The organism is Corynebacterium sp. CTNIH16, from assembly GCF_032821655.1.
GTDB classification, from domain to species: Bacteria; Actinomycetota; Actinomycetes; order Mycobacteriales; family Mycobacteriaceae; genus Corynebacterium; species Corynebacterium marquesiae.
In genome coordinates, this window is the sequence record NZ_JAVBIG010000021.1 from 1 (window position 1) to 15,856 (window position 15,856).

The window sequence follows — 15,856 nt, forward strand, 5'->3', positions numbered from 1 at the left end:
CCGACGCCCTCCCCCACCCCGCCATCCTTACCCAACTAGCCCCCTACATCGCCGTTACCGCCGCAATGGGCATCCCCTCCTGCTCATTGCCTCAATCCTCAACGGCGGCATCACAGCACTAGAGACCCCGTGCCGACGGCTTCATCTCCGCCACCACACTGCATCTAGTGTGGAGCATCGGAATGGAGTTTTGCTGCCAGTGGTTATGCAAACTTGTGGTTTACAGCAAATTGATAAACTCCCCCGTTTATCCGAGAACGAAATCATTAGTCCAGTGCACGCTATAGCTTAATAATCCGCTCCGTTAACATTGATTTCAGACGGGTCTTTGATTCGTGTGTATGTCGGCAACTGTGATGCACGTTCCTTTAGGAAGCTCTTGATGGTCGCTTCGCTAGCACCAAGCTCGTCAGCGAGACATGCCTGGATTGCCAATTCCGAAAGAGAGTTAATCCTCGCGATTTCCCCTGTTTCTGGGAGCACTCGATTTAGGTGCTTCATTGCTTGATAGACGAAATTTGCTTCATCCGACCACTCCTCGAAAAGATCTGGGAGTAGATTTTTCGCGGTCACCCCCACTAAGCGAAAAAGCTGAAAAGCTTTCTTATGATCAGCAGTCGAGATACTGCTAGTGTCCTCCTTTAGCTTAAAACCTAGAGCCTCAATCCCCGCGCCTAACTGCAACGCCTTCACTTCAGGGGCCATCTTGGGATTTTCGATAGTTTGAATAAAAAGCTGGATAGCGTGGTATTTATTTTCACGCATTGATCGCCAAGCATCCATCATTGACTGATCAAATTCGCTATAGGGGATTATGAAATCCCTTCTCGGCTTCGGCAACCTTGTGTCCATCGCCGCGAAGCTTGAGTTAAAAATACTAGCCCATTCGCCGACTGACGATGCCTTTGGAGGACAAGGAAAATTGATACTTCCCAAAAGCTTTCATTTTGCGAAGTCTCTTGTCTGAATTTTCCCTCTAGGTTCGTAGCCTCCAGGGACGTCCACGACAGTAGCATCAGTAATTCCTGAAAGTTCCGAAGTTCCCTTAGCCCGGCTTTCCAACTCATGCCGTTCTGGTTCGAGCGAACTTCCAGCATAGAACGACACTGGATACTGATTTCATTAACTCGTTCTTTGTGAGAGGGCCTGGAGTAGGGCTTTATACTCACACATAGTTCATCCTCCACGAGGGGAAAATCCTGCGTTTTATAGTCAAACGACTCGAGAGTTATTTTGTCTTTAGACGCGTATGTTTCAGTATCTCTCACTAGGTTAATGAACCGTCCAGAAATCCCAGAGCTGATCCATTCCTCTAGCCCCCCCGATCTCAGCGCGCAGCCCTACAGGGTTTTTCCAATAAGGCGGCTCGACAAACATGGAAATCGCAAATCGAGGGCGAAGGGCGATTTCAATGGGATTTCCTATTACCTCCGTGTGCCCTTGATACGCCCGCGCTTGTATTAATGTCAATACTCCGCCCGTCGACTCAAAAGCGCAGACTTCAGGAATGGAAATTGGCTTGACTTCTTCCCCGTTCGCTTCCATATATAAACTGGTGTCGAAAGCTAACTTCATCGGCGAATCACTGTGCAGGATCAATCTAATTACGACCTGCCGAGCCTCTTCTAAGCAGAGTACGCCAGGCACCGAAAAGGTTTCTCGTTCATACTTCCAAGTTAAGAACCCCGAGAGCCGCTCACCTTGATGGAGAAAATTCAAGTAGTGCTTGTTCACTTCTCTCTTCCCTTACATTTTGGCACCCAACATACCCACATAGGTTCCATGCTTGCTCGTGACCATTTACAAACCCGCAGACCTTTTAACGCGAAGAAATACTCCACATTTGGCTGTACCAGTCTTTATACTCTTGGTTCTAGGTACCAGGCGTGCCTGTTGTCGGCTTAGTTTGCAACAGACCTCACCCCAAGGCGATTGCACAGCAAGCCCAATCGCTTCCTCAAGATGCCCGAAAACAACACCTACATGGCAAAACAGCAGCACCTCACGCCCTCGACAACCTCACCCATGGTATTGACAACAAATATAGGAACACCCCAAGACTAGTACTCGAAAACATTGACCCTTCTATTGAAGACATTTTAAGAAGGCAACGGATAATGCTGAGCAGGGAGACTGTAAGTCAACATTCGCTGCGCACCCGATATTTGGAACTTTGTTCCACCAGCCACCTCCATGAGGCAAAGACAACTGAGCAATCGATTAACCATGGACTTTGAAAAGTCCTGTAGCATTTTCTCCATGAGGAAACGAGACACATCCAGGTGGGGGGTCGGAAAACTATACCCATCCCCTGCATTCTGGTCGAGGAATGAGGCAACTGATGGCCTGCATACCATCCAGATTGGAAATCAACTCCTCGATATCCTAATCAGGGATCGCGGTTCGAGCACAACGGTGGTTACATTCCAACATCGCATATCTGTTCGAACCTCTTTCCCTACGCTTGTAGGCGAAAAGTTTACAGGCGAGGCGGGAGTTAACCTGCTTGCAGTAGCCGATCCAAGTGTCGGCTTGAATCATGAGGTATCTCTTGGTTGGTACCTAGGCAACCGAGCCATCGGACATCTGAAGCCAATCCTCCACCCGATTTTGAGCGAGGCAATCGAAGCGTTTCATCCCAAGCGCTTAATTTTCTTTGGCAATTCCGGAGGCGGATACGCAGCCATGAATTATGCCGCTGATTTTCCAAACTCTATCGCCTTAACCGTGAATCCCCGCCTCGATCTGAGCCAAGGCCAAGATCAAGACTGGGCGACTTATATGACTAAATGTCATGGAGCTGTCGGAAGAACTCCATACCAGAGAATCAGCTCCGAGTACGGTATAAATCTCGCCGACGTAATACCAAGTTCGGCCCAATTCCATGCAGCTATGTACCACAATACTGGAGACTCTGAATTTCTCGAGAAAAACCATGCGCCGTTTGTAAAATCTCGTACTGGCGACCTTGATATAGCTGAACGTCTCGATTTCGATGGTAACGGGCATGTGCCAATACCTAGAGACAAACTTATTGAAATCGTCCGAGAGCTTGCAACCCCTTCAGTACCTCAGTCAGAAGCCATAAAGGCGGCTGGGTTTATACGCCCCAATTAGTTTCACTTCCCACGCTATAGACTAAAACACACCTGCAGGGCGACCGTAGGTTCTAAACAAGGTGCGCGCGTTATTCGGCTCACCGCTGACAGCAATCCACTTTTACAGCCTTCAAAATCCACTTGGTTCGAAGCGCGCACACTTAATCTCTATTCTCACCTTCTATTTCCAATACGCTTTTCGAGTCATATAAGGAAAAAGTATGGGACATTTAAAAAACAAAATCAGAATAGCTGCATCGATCAGACTGACATCACGATAGCCTAAGCAGAGAGCGCAGATAGTCTTACGTATAATCTTTCTCAGCGGAATCCTACGAGGAATAGACGAATAGAGGACAAAATGAGTTCAACTCCACACGTGGCCTTTGTAGGCCTTGGATATATTGGCTTGCCGACGGCAGTCGTCATGGCAAATGCGGGCCTAAAGGTTACTGGCGTAGATGTGAACGCCCCTAACGTAGAAAAAATTAACCGTGGCGAAGTAACCATAATCGAACCAGGCTTGGAAGAAGAATTGCGCCATGCGCTCTCAACTGGAAATTTCAGAGCCACCACGGAACAAGTACATGCCGATACCTACATCGTGGCAGTTCCAACCCCTTTCACAGAGGGGCATGACATTGATATGAAATTCATCTACTCGGCCGCGGAAGCAATAGCTCCGCAACTTGAGGGAAATGAATTGATCGTACTGGAATCAACTTCTCCCCCTCTGACCACCCAAAAGATGGCGTCTAGAATTCTCGAGCTTCGCCCGGACTTACAGGCCGACAAAGAGGGTGTCGCCGCTAGTGAGAAAACTCTCTACTTTGCACACTGCCCCGAACGAATTCTTCCTGGTCAAGCTATAGAGGAGCTAAAATCGAATGACCGGATTATTGGTGGGCAATCTAAAGAAGCTACACGCCGTGCGACCGAAATCTATGCGAGCTTCTGCAAAGGTCAGCTGCTAGCCACGGATGACGTAACTGCTGAGATGGCTAAGCTCACCGAGAATTCATTCAGAGACGTCAATATCGCATTTGCCAATGAGCTATCTGTAATTTCGGACCGCCTCGGTATTAACGTATGGGAGTTAATTAACCTCGCCAACCACCACCCACGAGTTAACATTCTTCAACCGGGACCCGGAGTAGGCGGGCATTGCATTGCAGTAGATCCTTGGTTTATCGTTTCCGCCGCACCAGAAGAAGCACAGCTCATCCACACCGCCAGGAAGGTCAATGATGGGAAGCCTAATTGGGTTCTCAGGAAAGTGATGGAGGCTGCCCAAAAATCCGCCAATAATGTCATTGCAGTTCTTGGCCTTGCCTTCAAGGCTAATATCGACGATCTACGAGAATCTCCGTCGCTGGATATAGCCACGGAGATTGCTGCAAAATTGCCTGAAAAGCAAGTACTAGTTGTGGAGCCTAACATCCAAAAACTCCCAACTGGCTTGGCCAACAAGAAAAACGTGAAGCTATCCAGCGCTAAAGAAGCGATCGAAGCAGCGGAAGTTATCACCCTTTTGGTAGACCATGATGAGTTCAAATCTATTAATCCGTCGCTTCTAACAGGAAAGACCATCATCGACACCAAAGGGCTCTGGACATAAAAATGCAGCTAAAGTCCTCAAAGCCGATGAAACCTACTTAAGTGATCAAGTTTATCGATGGTAGGGAAAATCACTCCAGCATATACGTACGGGCATGTTTGCCACAAAGGCGTTTGTTTAGTCTACGAGCCTTTCTAAAGGTAGATAGAACGTTCTTGACAGTCGCAATATTCACGACCAAGTAAGTCCGACTAGACGTATTCCTTTCTTACCCCGCTTGCGTCCATTCTGGCGAAGAATTAGCTCTCCATTGACCGAAAATATCCTAAGTTCCATCACACCGCTCACTGCGAGCTTCCCACAACCCAAAAATCGGAGTCGAATGCGAGTCAGAGATACTCATCGATGGGGAATTGGAAAACTGTACCCTTCCAAACAAGAGTTTTTGGACAATCCTGTATCCAGTGGATTGCACACAATTCAAGCCGGGAATCTACTTCTAGATATTTTGGTAAAAAATCGCGGTTCTGGTACTACCCTGATCTTCTTTCACGCTTCTGTCACAAAATCCAGCACATTCCCAGTCCTTGTGGGAGATGGGCTGGCAGAAGCGGCTAACGCGAACCTTATCTCAATTTCCGATCCGACCCTAGCGTACACCGACAAGCTCCGATTAGGTTGGTACATCGGCGTAAAGCCCCTTGGTTCATTTCCGAACTATGCGAAATCTCTGCTTCACCATGCGGTCGAGAGTCTTAATACTAAACGTGTAATTCTGGCTGGTTCTTCGGGCGGTGGCTATGCTGCTGTGAACTTTAGCCGATTTTTCTCCGATGCAGCAGTTCTCTGCATCAATCCCAGATTAAATCTTGCGACCCGCCCCACACCGAAATTGGGAGACTTCTTAGTTCACGCGTATAAAGCCTCAGGTCGAACCCAAATCTCGAGGCTCAAAGCAACTTACGTGCAAGAAAACGCGGCCGATTTTTATCCTGAAGCTCTAACGAATCATATAGGAATTCTTCAAAATTCGGGCGATACAGACTACTACCAGGGGCAATTCATCCCTTTCTGTAAGGCGCTCAGCCCCGATCCGAAACTCTGGACCAGGACTGACGGCATTGGAGATGGGCATGTTCCCTACCCAAAGCAAATTCTACACACAGTAGTCCAAAACTTAGCCGACCTGAGATGCACCGTCCCAGAGGCCTACCAAAAATCAGGATTCCAAAACCACGGAGACTGATTTGCTGCTTTGGGACAATGAAACGATATTGACTGAACTTGTTTCAGAAATTCGCTATTTTCTGTTGAGAAACTTCGCGGCTTCGCTTTCAAAGACTACAGCCGGCTCCACGTACTGCGCTCTATTGTAGTCAACAATCTGCTGCGCCCTTTCAAACTTTTTCTGGGTAATACACTCACCCCATTTGGCGTATTCTGGGGAAATCTCGCTGAGTAACCCCTCCATGACGATCCTTCCGTCATGGAGCCAGATTGCCTGCTTACAGGTTCTCCGCAAGGTTTTCGCACTATGAGACACCATGAAGACTGTGCCGGCATTGTCAAGTAGTTCAGACATACGTTTTTTGGCTGTGTCGGCAAAGGTAGCGTCTCCGGTTCCCAAAGCCTCGTCAACCATTAGAATTTCTGGGTTCCTAGATGTAGCGATAGCGAACGTCAAACGGGCCGACATACCAGAAGAATATGTATTCATCGGCCGAATCAATGCTTCTTCTTCAAGGCTCGATATCTTCTTTACTTCGGAAATAAATGCGGGCAAAGCATCCTTCGAGATCCCCATGGCTAGCAAACCAAGCTTAATATTTTCCATTCCTGTCAGCTTGGGCTGCAAAGCAGCCGATACACCCAGAAGCGACGGTGTGCCGCCCACTAGCACTTCACCTGAAGTCGGAGTCTCGATTCCCGCCAACATTCGAAGCAATGTTGACTTTCCTGATCCATTTTTTCCAAGAATGCCTATTGCTTGCCCCTTTTCCGTGGCAAAGCTGACGCCCTTGACCGCATGAACTGAGCGCTTTTTTGAAGGAAGTAGCCCCTCGAGTCGCCTACCCTCATTTACTGGCACCCGATAGATCTTATTCAAGTTCCTTGCGACTACCGAATATTCAGCGGACATTGGAATACCTCGCTTCTGCCCGCCAAAAGAAAATAATCCCAATAGCTAACATGCCAAAAGCACTTGCGAACATATAGGCCCAAACTTTTAGCGATGGCAATTCAGAATAAAGCACCACGCCTCGTACAGACTGTAAGAAATAAAAGGCTGGATTGAGCTCCAAAATAGCTTGCGCTGTGGCGTTGGATGTAAAACGATCAATCGAAAAGAATACACCTGAAGTATAGAACCACGCCCGCGACACGAAAGTCAGAATAGCTTTCAAATCAGGAATAAACGCAGTTATACGAGCCACGACTAAGGAAAGTCCACAAGAAAAGACGTGCATCAAAACGAAAATAGGGATGACCAAAAACGCGCTAGGCTTCAAGACATCAGGATATTGGAAGACAAGACCAAAAAAAATGGCTACTAACGCCGGAACTATATTCTGTAAAAAATTTTTAGTCGTGAGAGAAAATGCAAGAGCCGCTCTGGGGAATTTGAAAGAGGAAACTAGACCCTTCGACGACTGAATCAACCCCGCGCCTCCGTTAAGGCCTTGACTCATAAATCCGAAAAAGACAAGACCAATAATCAAGTATCCGATGAAATTATCAATGCCTCGGGAAGTCTTGAGTAAGAGACCGAAAATGACTCCGTACATCGCAGAGTTAAGCAAGGGGCTGAGGACGTTCCATGCACGCCCGAGAATCATATCTCGGTTATTGGTTGACGACTTTCCTTTCGCTTCTTCCCAAATAAAGTGTCGCCTATTCCATAGATTCTCTAGATAGTCCTTCAATGGAGGCCTAAAAGACACAGGCCGAAGACCTGCGTCATCGATTATCATCAGTTTCCGCCTCGGCTCGCGTTTAACAGACTCGTCCACAAAATCCTCAATCCATCAGTTAGGAACTTAGCCTAGGAAAGGAACGGGGCTTTTCCCCTTATCCAAGCTGAACCAATATTATCGCCTGTGGAGTCTTCAAGCCTAAGCAAAGCCCTTGACGTCCAATTCTCCGCATCATACAGTAGCGGTGTCTCAAGTGGTCTTATAAGTTCGGTTCTTCCTTTATCCGTTCCAACGTTCACCACGGCCGTAATTTCAGCAGGATTTGAAATCCCACGGCCATTCAAATATTCGGTGAAGTTCCCGTCGACCCGGAGCTTTCCGGTCACCTTATCGTACTCTCCACGTACGGTGAGGGAAGGAGGGTCAACTGAAAAATCGTACGCATTCGTTGCGCAGTTCGCTTGTGCGTTTTGAACTAAAGTCATTGCCGCATTCTGAGTATCGACAAACGTTCCGACACCCTCTCTACTCATCGCCCCACCAAGATAATGGTCTGTTTTGAGCATGCCCGATAGATTCCCATAAGATCGAACATAGAGGAAAAAAGCTTTGCCTCCTCTAATCACTCTGAGATCAACCCCCAGACCCCTGAAGGCGCGCGCTTGCACCTCAGTGAAAGCTTCAGGAAGCATCCACGGGGTAAGCTCCTCAAGTTTCTTAAAATCATTGGCAGAGAAAAACTTAGACCCAGTCATGACTAGGTCCCATTCAGCCAAATCGACCTGTCCCGCTCCGGCAGGGTAATAAACTAACTGATTTGCCACACCGATCGCCTTGGTCGCACGACCTCCTTGCTCGGCTGCCGCATCAGCTATTTGGAATATTTCCGACGCAGCCCAAGGAAGCCATCGGTCATCGTCATCAATCGCAGCTCTGATACTCGTTGCAAAATCCAAATTGGATTCCATCCGCAGTCGGCACAATGTCTTTGCGGTGAGTTTCTTAGCGTTATCTGAATAGAATTTGTTGGGGAGACGGACTGCATCAATATGCCCAGTATCCGCCTGAGGGTAGCCTTCCCGCGGATGAATGTACGGAACCAGTAAGAATGTGAAGAAAGATGATTGCCTGTTAAGAGCGTTAATCAATCGAGACAAGGAAAGAAACTCTTGAAGCTTGTCAACAGAACAATACGTCACATGGAGCGCCGTACTATTGACAATAAAATGTTGATTCGCAATCGATTCAAGCGTTTCCCGATACATTGTCAATAGCTTTGAAAGCGCATCGCGGCTTGTTTCAGTGTCGGCGAAGATGGTCTCGACCAGCAAAAACCTCCTCGCGGCTGGCTCGAGAAGCTCGCGCGAAGGAGAGTAATTGGTCCCGTGTCCACAAGCCAAAATAACCTGGTTCAATGCTTCCGCTTGGTCATCCTCAAGCAAAGAAAGGTCCACCGTATACCGAGCCCCGCTGTCAGCTTCGATACGCTCACCCCACCACAAAAACAGTCGACGCCAAGATAAATTCGCAGGGGCTTTTATCGATTTAAAACGGTCGGCATTAGCCATTTTTAACTCCCGTTCTGTCGCCAGTGACGCAAATGTCTCGAGATCCCTGTTAGAGCATTTGCCTTTTCCTTTATATTTTCTTTAGGCAATGTATGAAGACCCCGCCGACTTTTCCAGATTTCAACCTGAACACGTCCGAGCTTTGAATTTCGCAGGGCATCCAATCGCCGTTCAGATGTAGCCAAGCGCTCTTCAAGCACCCTCTTTTCTTCTCGCAGGTGCGCCAACTTGGAAATAGCCGACTGATTCTTCCCTATGGGCTGTTCTGTGAGACCGTTCTCAGGGATTCGCGTTGCGGTCGTTAAAGCTTGCGGGCTCTCTTGAACAATCCGATTGTGTCGCACTTCGATTTCAGCTGCGCGTTTGCGTAGTAAAGCCGGCAACTTTTGCGCTAATCCTTCATCCTGCGCAAGTTCGGAGAGTTGCTGTGCGACGGGGTCCCGTCCTTCGATAGCTGGATCAACCCAACAGATTCCACCGTGAACATTCACGAGACCTGCTTCGGGAATCTGGCTCATATTGTGTTGCCTTGAGGTTAGTGCAAACGAAGACTCCTTAAAAGCTTGAGGAGGCGTATTCCCAAGATGGCGCAAAAGCTGACCACGAATTGATGAGTAAGAATGGCCTTTTGCGACGTTAAAGCATCTCTTTGCTGCTTCTTCCACATCGTTTGGGCGATCAGGAAGAGTCAACAGCAATTCTTTAAATTCAGAAATAGAGTTGACGAAAAGTGGGTAGTCATCTCCGAGCAACTGCTCGTGCAAGGGCGTACGGTTTATGATGGAAGGCCTAGCTAATGCTCCATACTCGAGTATTTTTGTCGATAGTTCCGAACTGTTATTCATCGACTCAGCCCGCCAACCAACGCCAATTTGCGCAGCTGAAATGAGGGAACGCGAGGTCAAGCGCGGTACTCGTCCGTGCCATGTCACCCCCGGAGTGGAATCCATTAGCCAACGGTTATTGTCGACGAAGTAAGGATCGTCCTCGCTCCTCCGGAACTGATCACCGGCAATATCCAGGGTCAAACAACTTCCAGATGCAGCTACCGACTTGAAGGATGCCAGGATCAGGTCGGTATTCCAAGCTTTGAAAAACTTTCCTGTGTAAACAAATCGGTCAGGGTGCTTACTGTAATGATAAAGTTCTTCGAAAGTTCCTTCCGCATCAGGGACATGCGGAGGCAATAGAGCAAGCTTTTCCTGATCATGTGACGGCAACAGCCGAGACAGTCTTTGAAGTATCGCCTGAGTCTGACAGAGGAATTTGACCCCAGAATCTCTTAATACTCGTAGCATTTGAACTATATCATCATCAACGCTTTCATTGACCGTAGTAATACCAGTTACGTATACGGACAGTTTGGATGCTACTTCCGGAAATTCCTTAACTAGGTAGAAAGCCGTTTCTGTGTCACGCAAGAGGATTGAATCGAAGTCTTTTTCTATCTCACCTATCGCTCGAGCATACTCGCGCCTTTGCATTCTTTCCCCCGATGGGGCGTTGGAGAATAGTGCACGGTTTTTCGAAGCAAACGGGTCCAAAATAGAAACGTTTTCATAATAAAGAACTTCGTCTAATACTTCTGTTTTCCGAATTGGGTTAGCAGTCAGTAGAGTAACTCTTACTGAAGACACCCCAGCCAGCATCGAGCAAACGCCTGCTAGAAAAAAGGCAGACCCATCGACAACGTTAACGTTGATATACCCAGAAACTAAGACGCGAAAATCTTTCCGCTCATATGAATGATTCATTTTAAATTGCTACCTTTTTAGTCTGAATTTGGCCTCGAAATCCTGGAGCGTTGGTTTTCACTCTCACAAAACACTCATTAGCTCCCAAGCGTTGCCCAAGTGCGACTGGTACGCAGTTTGACCGCTGAAAGTTGATACTCTCTACTACTTCACCGTCACGCATAAAATCAAAGGCATACTCTAGATTCTCCCCGTTAGCAACACAGATTATTTGTGGCGTCCCCAGGAATTCATGCGTTACAATTTTCCTCAATCCAAACTTGGCATGACATCCTTCCCTCGAAGACTTCATAGATTTTCCGACTTGGCGAATCACCTGTTCTAGCGTTCTTTCCAATTCGTAGTACCGATCCCGCCAAACAATCTCTTGCTCGTCATAATTCATAAGTGCTTCCTAACTTTTATTCAGTTGCAAACGAATATAATCAACTTCTGCGCCAATCGTGGCCTTCCGCCCACATTTTTCTAACATCGCCAGTGAGCCCTGCTTTGATAAGCGTTGAAAGAGCTCCGCGTCGAAGTAGAGTTCCTCGATTAAGTCTGCCAAATCATTTATTGACTCAGGTTGAGCCAGCAGACCTGATACACGGTGCTCGATAAATTCGGGAACGGCAGCTACTTCGCTGCTAATAGTGACCAACCCTGAAGACGAAGCTTCACACATTGACACACCTTGCGAATCAAAACGAGTCGGGCTTAGGAAAATACCATGCTCGGCATGCAGGTCACGGATTTCTTCCTGCGTAAAGAACCTATTTTCCAACTTGACGTTATCGAACTGACGAAGCGGTTCGACTGTCTGATCGAACATCGGACCGCTTCCACATATTGTAAAGCTAAGAGCCTTAAAATACGGCCGCTTTGAAAGTTCAAGTATGGCACCAACAGTCTGATCATTTGCGTACTTTAGCGAGGCGAATGGGCGGATACTCAGGATTTTGAAACGCTTATTATCTTCTTTTTCGCGATATGGAAATACTTCCTCATCTACCAAATTCGGAATGACCGTCGAATTTCGGAATTCAGCACCATTATCGGGTTCTACGACATACTTTTGAAACCATTTCGAGACATTAACGAAGCTAACGTTTAATTCTTCCTGCGTCATAAGGTCATGGAAGAAAGCGTTTTGCTTTAAATAATAAGTATCTTTCTTTTCTAGGGCTGCCTTTATATCTTCCGATGTATTTATGAAATTAAACCACCTACGGTACCAAGCTTCCGCTTCAAAACCATGAACCCAAACAATGACCGGTTTTTTAACTTTCAATTTCTGCAAAGGTCGAATACGCTGGGGCTCCGCAAAATGTATTAGGTACCCATCAAAGTCATTACTGGCCACATGTAATTCGAGAGCACCTTCATTTCCAACCGTCACTCGGACGCCATCAAATTCGTATTCATAAGCCTGCCGCACCGGTTCGTGATTATAGAAAACTTCGACTTCTAATCCAGCCTCTTGGTAGGCTTTGACTCGTCTATGTATGAATCCATTTCGGTATAGAGCCTGCTCACTAGGATAGGCGTTACAAATAACTAATAGTTTTTCGGGCATTAGGTGTTCTCCTTCTTGACTATCTCAAAGTTTGGCTCACGCCTAACTTTGAGAATCGTTTCCTTCCAAGTAAGTATAAATCTCTCTATAGCGGCTCGCATTTGCTTTCCATGTCCGTCCTTTCACCCATTGTTTCCCTAGCCTGATCAGTTCTTCATCGCCCATCGCCTGTTTAATTTGATATACAAATTGATTCAAATCACCAGGAGGGAAAAATAGGCCTCCTGCACCTGCTACCTCTCTAAGCGCCGGAAGATCTGAGCAAACAGTCGGCACTCCGAGAGCCTTTGCCAAAAGTGGTTTCAATGGCGTTACGTTTCTACAAACCTGAGCATCGATCCGAGGAGTAACAAAGACATCTAAGACTGCATACCATTTCCAGATATCTGCGTTTTCCTGGCGCCCAGCAAAGAGGACCCTATTCCGTACCTCTAAATCTTCAGCGAGTTTCCTTAGGTTTGGTAATTCAGTTCCATCCCCCACGATTAGCAGATTCCAATTTTTGTCGAGTTGAGTTAACGCTCGGATCGCTAGCTCGAGGCCTTCATACCCCACCACTGAAGTCACCGACCCGAACCATTTAGAATCGCTGTCTAATCCCAGCTCTGCTCTAAGCTTTGGAACGTCAATGTCGCGATATAGATCTTGATCATCGATTGCATTAGGAACTACAAAAATCTTGGAAGCCTCAACTCCACGAGTTACCAAATTCGCTTTGGACACTTCACTAAGAACCACTACGGCACTCGCTGCCTTCATCGCCTCGGTTTCTCTCGCCCGAGCCAAATTATAGTACTCGGATTGGCGAGCGATTTCTCGCTCCTCTTCCTGCACCTTCGAAAGCCAAGTATTTTCAAGTTCTCCTCGTACTTCATACACCCAAGGAACACCCAGCTTTTCGGCTGCCCGCGAGACTATTTGAGCATTCTTGAAGTCAGTTGTTGTGTGGAGAATCCGGGCATCTAAATCTCGGGCACACCCAATCAACATCTCCGCAGCAAGCTCACTTCTCTCCGTCAAAGTGGATGGATACCTAATAGGAATCAATCGGCGATATCGAACTCCATCAACCGTTGAAAAAGGAGTAGAAGCAATCGATCCAATCACGACTGGGTACCCCAATCGTGTAACACCTTGAACTGGCGTCCCAGTATTTTGAATAGCCTTTAAAGAACTATGGGTTCGATAAGTATATCCCGACTTTGTAAATGGAAGGCTGTTGTTTAGGAACCAAAGCACTGTTCCATCGTTGGGTTTGCAGGAACGGTCGCTATTGGCAGCCCGTTTCTCTAAGCAAGGGGCGATCTCCTGCTTTAACTGTGACTTTTGCTGCTCTAAGCGTCTAGCAAATCTTTTTCCAGCCTTTTCCTTAATTCCCGTTGCTGAACTATAAAGAAAAATAGCTTGCGAAAGCTCTCCCCGACGGTGCTCATCGTCGCCCTCAAGCACACTTCGGCTAATCTTCATCTTTGAAAGTAATTTATCGAGTTTGTCCAGCCCAGCACGCTGACGAATCTTTTCCAACACATTATTGTATAGCGCTGCTGGATCTTCTTGTGCCATTCTTACAGCTGTCTCGAATAAAAAGATCCACTGTTTAGAAACAAATTTAAAACTCGGCATCTCGATGAACACTTTCCAATAAGCTCACAACGTTTACTTCGGCAACCTCGTTACGCTCTTTGTAGGGCCAAGTGGACGCTTCTTCTCGCGGCATTAAAGCGCTAGGGTCATTAGCAAGCCTCTTCCACAAATTGGCGAGAGCCCTTGGCTCGTTTGGTGACACAATGTCACCAGCGCCTGTTGTTCGGATTAGCTCAGCGGTTTCCCCTTGGACTACCCCTGAAATATGCATCTTCGCTGCCATCAGTTCGTAGGTTTTTGAAGGGACAGTCCTCAGAAGCGGCTCCCAATCAGCTAAGTGAACCAACGCCGTATCCGCCCAAGAATAAGGCTCATCCATTTCCCTTGCTGACCTCTGCTTTTCAAAAGTCGCGGACACCCCAAGGTCTTTGGCTCGATAGATCAAGTTTGTCTTTCCGTCCCCCGCCCCAATAATTCGCAAATTCACATCGACGCCCAACTCTTGCGCAATTTTTACAGCCTTAAGCACATTCTCCAAATTTTGCGCTCGCCCAATAGTCCCCGCGTAAAGGACGTTAATTTCAGATCGAGAAGACCGAGAAATGCTAGTCTTTTCAAAATTCGTCCCCCGCGGAAAAACGTTTCTCACAGTAACCAATTTTGGCTTCTTTGAAGCTACCCGTGCACCAAATTTCTCTGCCAATTCGTCTTGAAGCCATGACGAAGTCACCATAACTCCATCCGCTTCAAACAATGATTTGTCCAAAGCCATCTCAGTCAAAACTTTGATTAGTTGCAGAGGTCCTTTACTAAGGATTTTTTGCCGCAAAGATACCGAGCCAACACTCTCATTCCACCTGTGCGACTCGTGCAAAAGGTCCGGCCATGCATCTCGTAAATCAATTACATACGGGATTCGTAAAATTTTCGCTGCTGCATAGGTAACCATGGCTGTGGGTAGCGCGGGAACCGTACCAACGATCACGTCTGGCCTCGACCTATAACCGCCCAAGCCACGAATCAAAGTTACGAAAAATTGCCCTGCCGCCACTGAGATCTGACTTACAACTCTAGCTGTCAGACTTGAGGACGAAGGTACGGCTGCGACTCTAAAGATACGTTCCCCCGCTGCCCCGCCTTCACCCCTGCCATAGGGAGCTCTAAGTTCACGAAGAGAGCAGAACCATTCAGCTATCCCCATATTTCTACGAAAGTTTCTTGGTGGAGCAACTACATCCACCTGGTTGCCTGCCTTGACCAACACTGATGTTAACCATTGCCAGCGCCTTTGCGGGACTCCGTTTTGCGGATACCAGTAGTGCGACAACACAAGAATCTTCAAGACACGGCTCCCTTTCGTACGTAATTTCACCGCAAGCCTACCAGGCAACCACTGAATTAATTGCGCAAAACCTTCACCTCAGCAAACGAGGAAACCCACCAGAATATTTTAGTTTTAATGCTTCAACCAGGCGATTTGGTTGTATCGCACGAATCCATATATAGTTAGTTCTCGTTGCACAGAGAACACCGAGTTCGATGTACAGCATACGCATAATCCTCCATAGCTCAGTTGGCAGAGCATTCGACTGTTAATCGAAGGGTCACTGGTTCGAGCCCAGTTGGAGGAGCAAAGCTCCCGCTTAGTAGCACTAAGCGGGATTATTTGCGTTTTGCCTATATTTCTTCAGGGCTTCAATTTTGGGTTAAGGGTCAAAATGTGTGTCTGGCTCGGCGTGTCGCGGGGGTTAGATTTGGCCTTTTTGAATGCCGATTGAGTGGGTGTAGTCGGTGTCGATAGCGTTGTCGTAGAGGGCTGGGCGT

Annotated in this window: 14 protein-coding genes and 1 tRNA gene; 4 read left to right on the forward strand and 11 right to left on the reverse strand. The window is 47.4% G+C overall.

Annotated elements, in window-relative coordinates:
• Positions 1-288: 288 nt before the first annotated feature.
• The 3 genes from RAE04_RS11355 to RAE04_RS11360 are packed head-to-tail and all read right to left on the reverse strand — an operon-like array spanning position 289 to position 1,734.
• Positions 289-765 carry a hypothetical protein gene (locus RAE04_RS11355; protein ID WP_317027440.1) on the reverse strand — a complete coding sequence of 159 codons (477 nt, stop codon included), beginning with the start codon at positions 763-765 and terminating at the stop codon, positions 289-291.
• 47 nt (positions 766-812) lie between these two features.
• Positions 813-1,268: a hypothetical protein gene (locus RAE04_RS11745; protein ID WP_410493266.1), complete on the reverse strand. Its 456-nt coding sequence runs from the start codon at positions 1,266-1,268 to the stop codon at positions 813-815.
• Positions 1,269-1,272: 4 nt separating this feature from the next.
• A complete protein-coding gene (locus RAE04_RS11360; protein WP_317027441.1) occupies positions 1,273-1,734 on the reverse strand; it encodes a hypothetical protein in 462 nt (153 codons plus the stop codon).
• Positions 1,735-2,259: 525 nt separating this feature from the next.
• Between RAE04_RS11360 and RAE04_RS11365 the strand changes: the two genes are divergently transcribed.
• The 3 genes from RAE04_RS11365 to RAE04_RS11375 all read left to right on the forward strand — a co-directional run bounded on the left by RAE04_RS11365 (position 2,260) and on the right by RAE04_RS11375 (position 5,902).
• Positions 2,260-3,117 (forward strand): hypothetical protein, encoded by an 858-nt coding sequence (locus RAE04_RS11365; protein WP_317027442.1) that lies wholly within the window; start codon positions 2,260-2,262, stop codon positions 3,115-3,117.
• A gap of 342 nt (positions 3,118-3,459) precedes the next feature.
• Positions 3,460-4,716: a UDP-N-acetyl-D-mannosamine dehydrogenase gene (gene wecC / locus RAE04_RS11370; RefSeq protein ID WP_317027443.1), complete on the forward strand. Its 1,257-nt coding sequence runs from the start codon at positions 3,460-3,462 to the stop codon at positions 4,714-4,716.
• 250 nt (positions 4,717-4,966) lie between these two features.
• Positions 4,967-5,902 (forward strand): YqiA/YcfP family alpha/beta fold hydrolase, encoded by a 936-nt coding sequence (locus tag RAE04_RS11375; RefSeq protein ID WP_317027444.1) that lies wholly within the window; start codon positions 4,967-4,969, stop codon positions 5,900-5,902.
• 54 nt (positions 5,903-5,956) lie between these two features.
• Here RAE04_RS11375 and RAE04_RS11380 read toward each other — a convergent pair whose 3' ends face one another.
• Genes RAE04_RS11380 through RAE04_RS11415 form a run of 8 tightly spaced genes read right to left on the reverse strand, consistent with a single transcriptional unit; the run spans position 5,957 to position 15,374 of the window.
• Positions 5,957-6,763 carry an ABC transporter ATP-binding protein gene (locus tag RAE04_RS11380; protein ID WP_317027445.1) on the reverse strand — a complete coding sequence of 269 codons (807 nt, stop codon included), beginning with the start codon at positions 6,761-6,763 and terminating at the stop codon, positions 5,957-5,959.
• Between the two features lie 22 nt (positions 6,764-6,785).
• Positions 6,786-7,667: an ABC transporter permease gene (locus RAE04_RS11385; RefSeq protein ID WP_317027446.1), complete on the reverse strand. Its 882-nt coding sequence runs from the start codon at positions 7,665-7,667 to the stop codon at positions 6,786-6,788.
• 32 nt (positions 7,668-7,699) lie between these two features.
• Positions 7,700-9,139 carry a hypothetical protein gene (locus RAE04_RS11390; protein WP_317027447.1) on the reverse strand — a complete coding sequence of 480 codons (1,440 nt, stop codon included), beginning with the start codon at positions 9,137-9,139 and terminating at the stop codon, positions 7,700-7,702.
• Positions 9,140-9,141: 2 nt separating this feature from the next.
• Positions 9,142-10,893 carry a hypothetical protein gene (locus tag RAE04_RS11395; protein ID WP_317027448.1) on the reverse strand — a complete coding sequence of 584 codons (1,752 nt, stop codon included), beginning with the start codon at positions 10,891-10,893 and terminating at the stop codon, positions 9,142-9,144.
• 1 nt (position 10,894) lies between these two features.
• Positions 10,895-11,278, reverse strand: coding sequence for a hypothetical protein (locus tag RAE04_RS11400; RefSeq protein WP_317027449.1), 384 nt, complete (start codon positions 11,276-11,278; stop codon positions 10,895-10,897).
• A gap of 9 nt (positions 11,279-11,287) precedes the next feature.
• Positions 11,288-12,448 carry a glycosyltransferase family 4 protein gene (locus RAE04_RS11405; RefSeq protein WP_317027450.1) on the reverse strand — a complete coding sequence of 387 codons (1,161 nt, stop codon included), beginning with the start codon at positions 12,446-12,448 and terminating at the stop codon, positions 11,288-11,290.
• Between the two features lie 42 nt (positions 12,449-12,490).
• The gene (locus tag RAE04_RS11410) at positions 12,491-14,083 is read right to left on the reverse strand and encodes a glycosyltransferase family 4 protein (protein ID WP_317027451.1); all 1,593 of its coding nucleotides are present in this window, start codon (positions 14,081-14,083) and stop codon (positions 12,491-12,493) included.
• On the reverse strand, positions 14,058-15,374 hold the full coding sequence (locus RAE04_RS11415; RefSeq protein WP_317027452.1) for a glycosyltransferase family 4 protein: 1,317 nt from the start codon (positions 15,372-15,374) through the stop codon (positions 14,058-14,060). Before RAE04_RS11415 ends, RAE04_RS11410 begins: the two co-directional genes overlap by 26 nt.
• A 216-nt stretch (positions 15,375-15,590) precedes the next feature.
• Here RAE04_RS11415 and RAE04_RS11420 point away from each other — a divergent pair.
• Positions 15,591-15,663 (forward strand) — tRNA-Asn (locus tag RAE04_RS11420).
• Positions 15,664-15,856 lie beyond the last annotated feature (193 nt).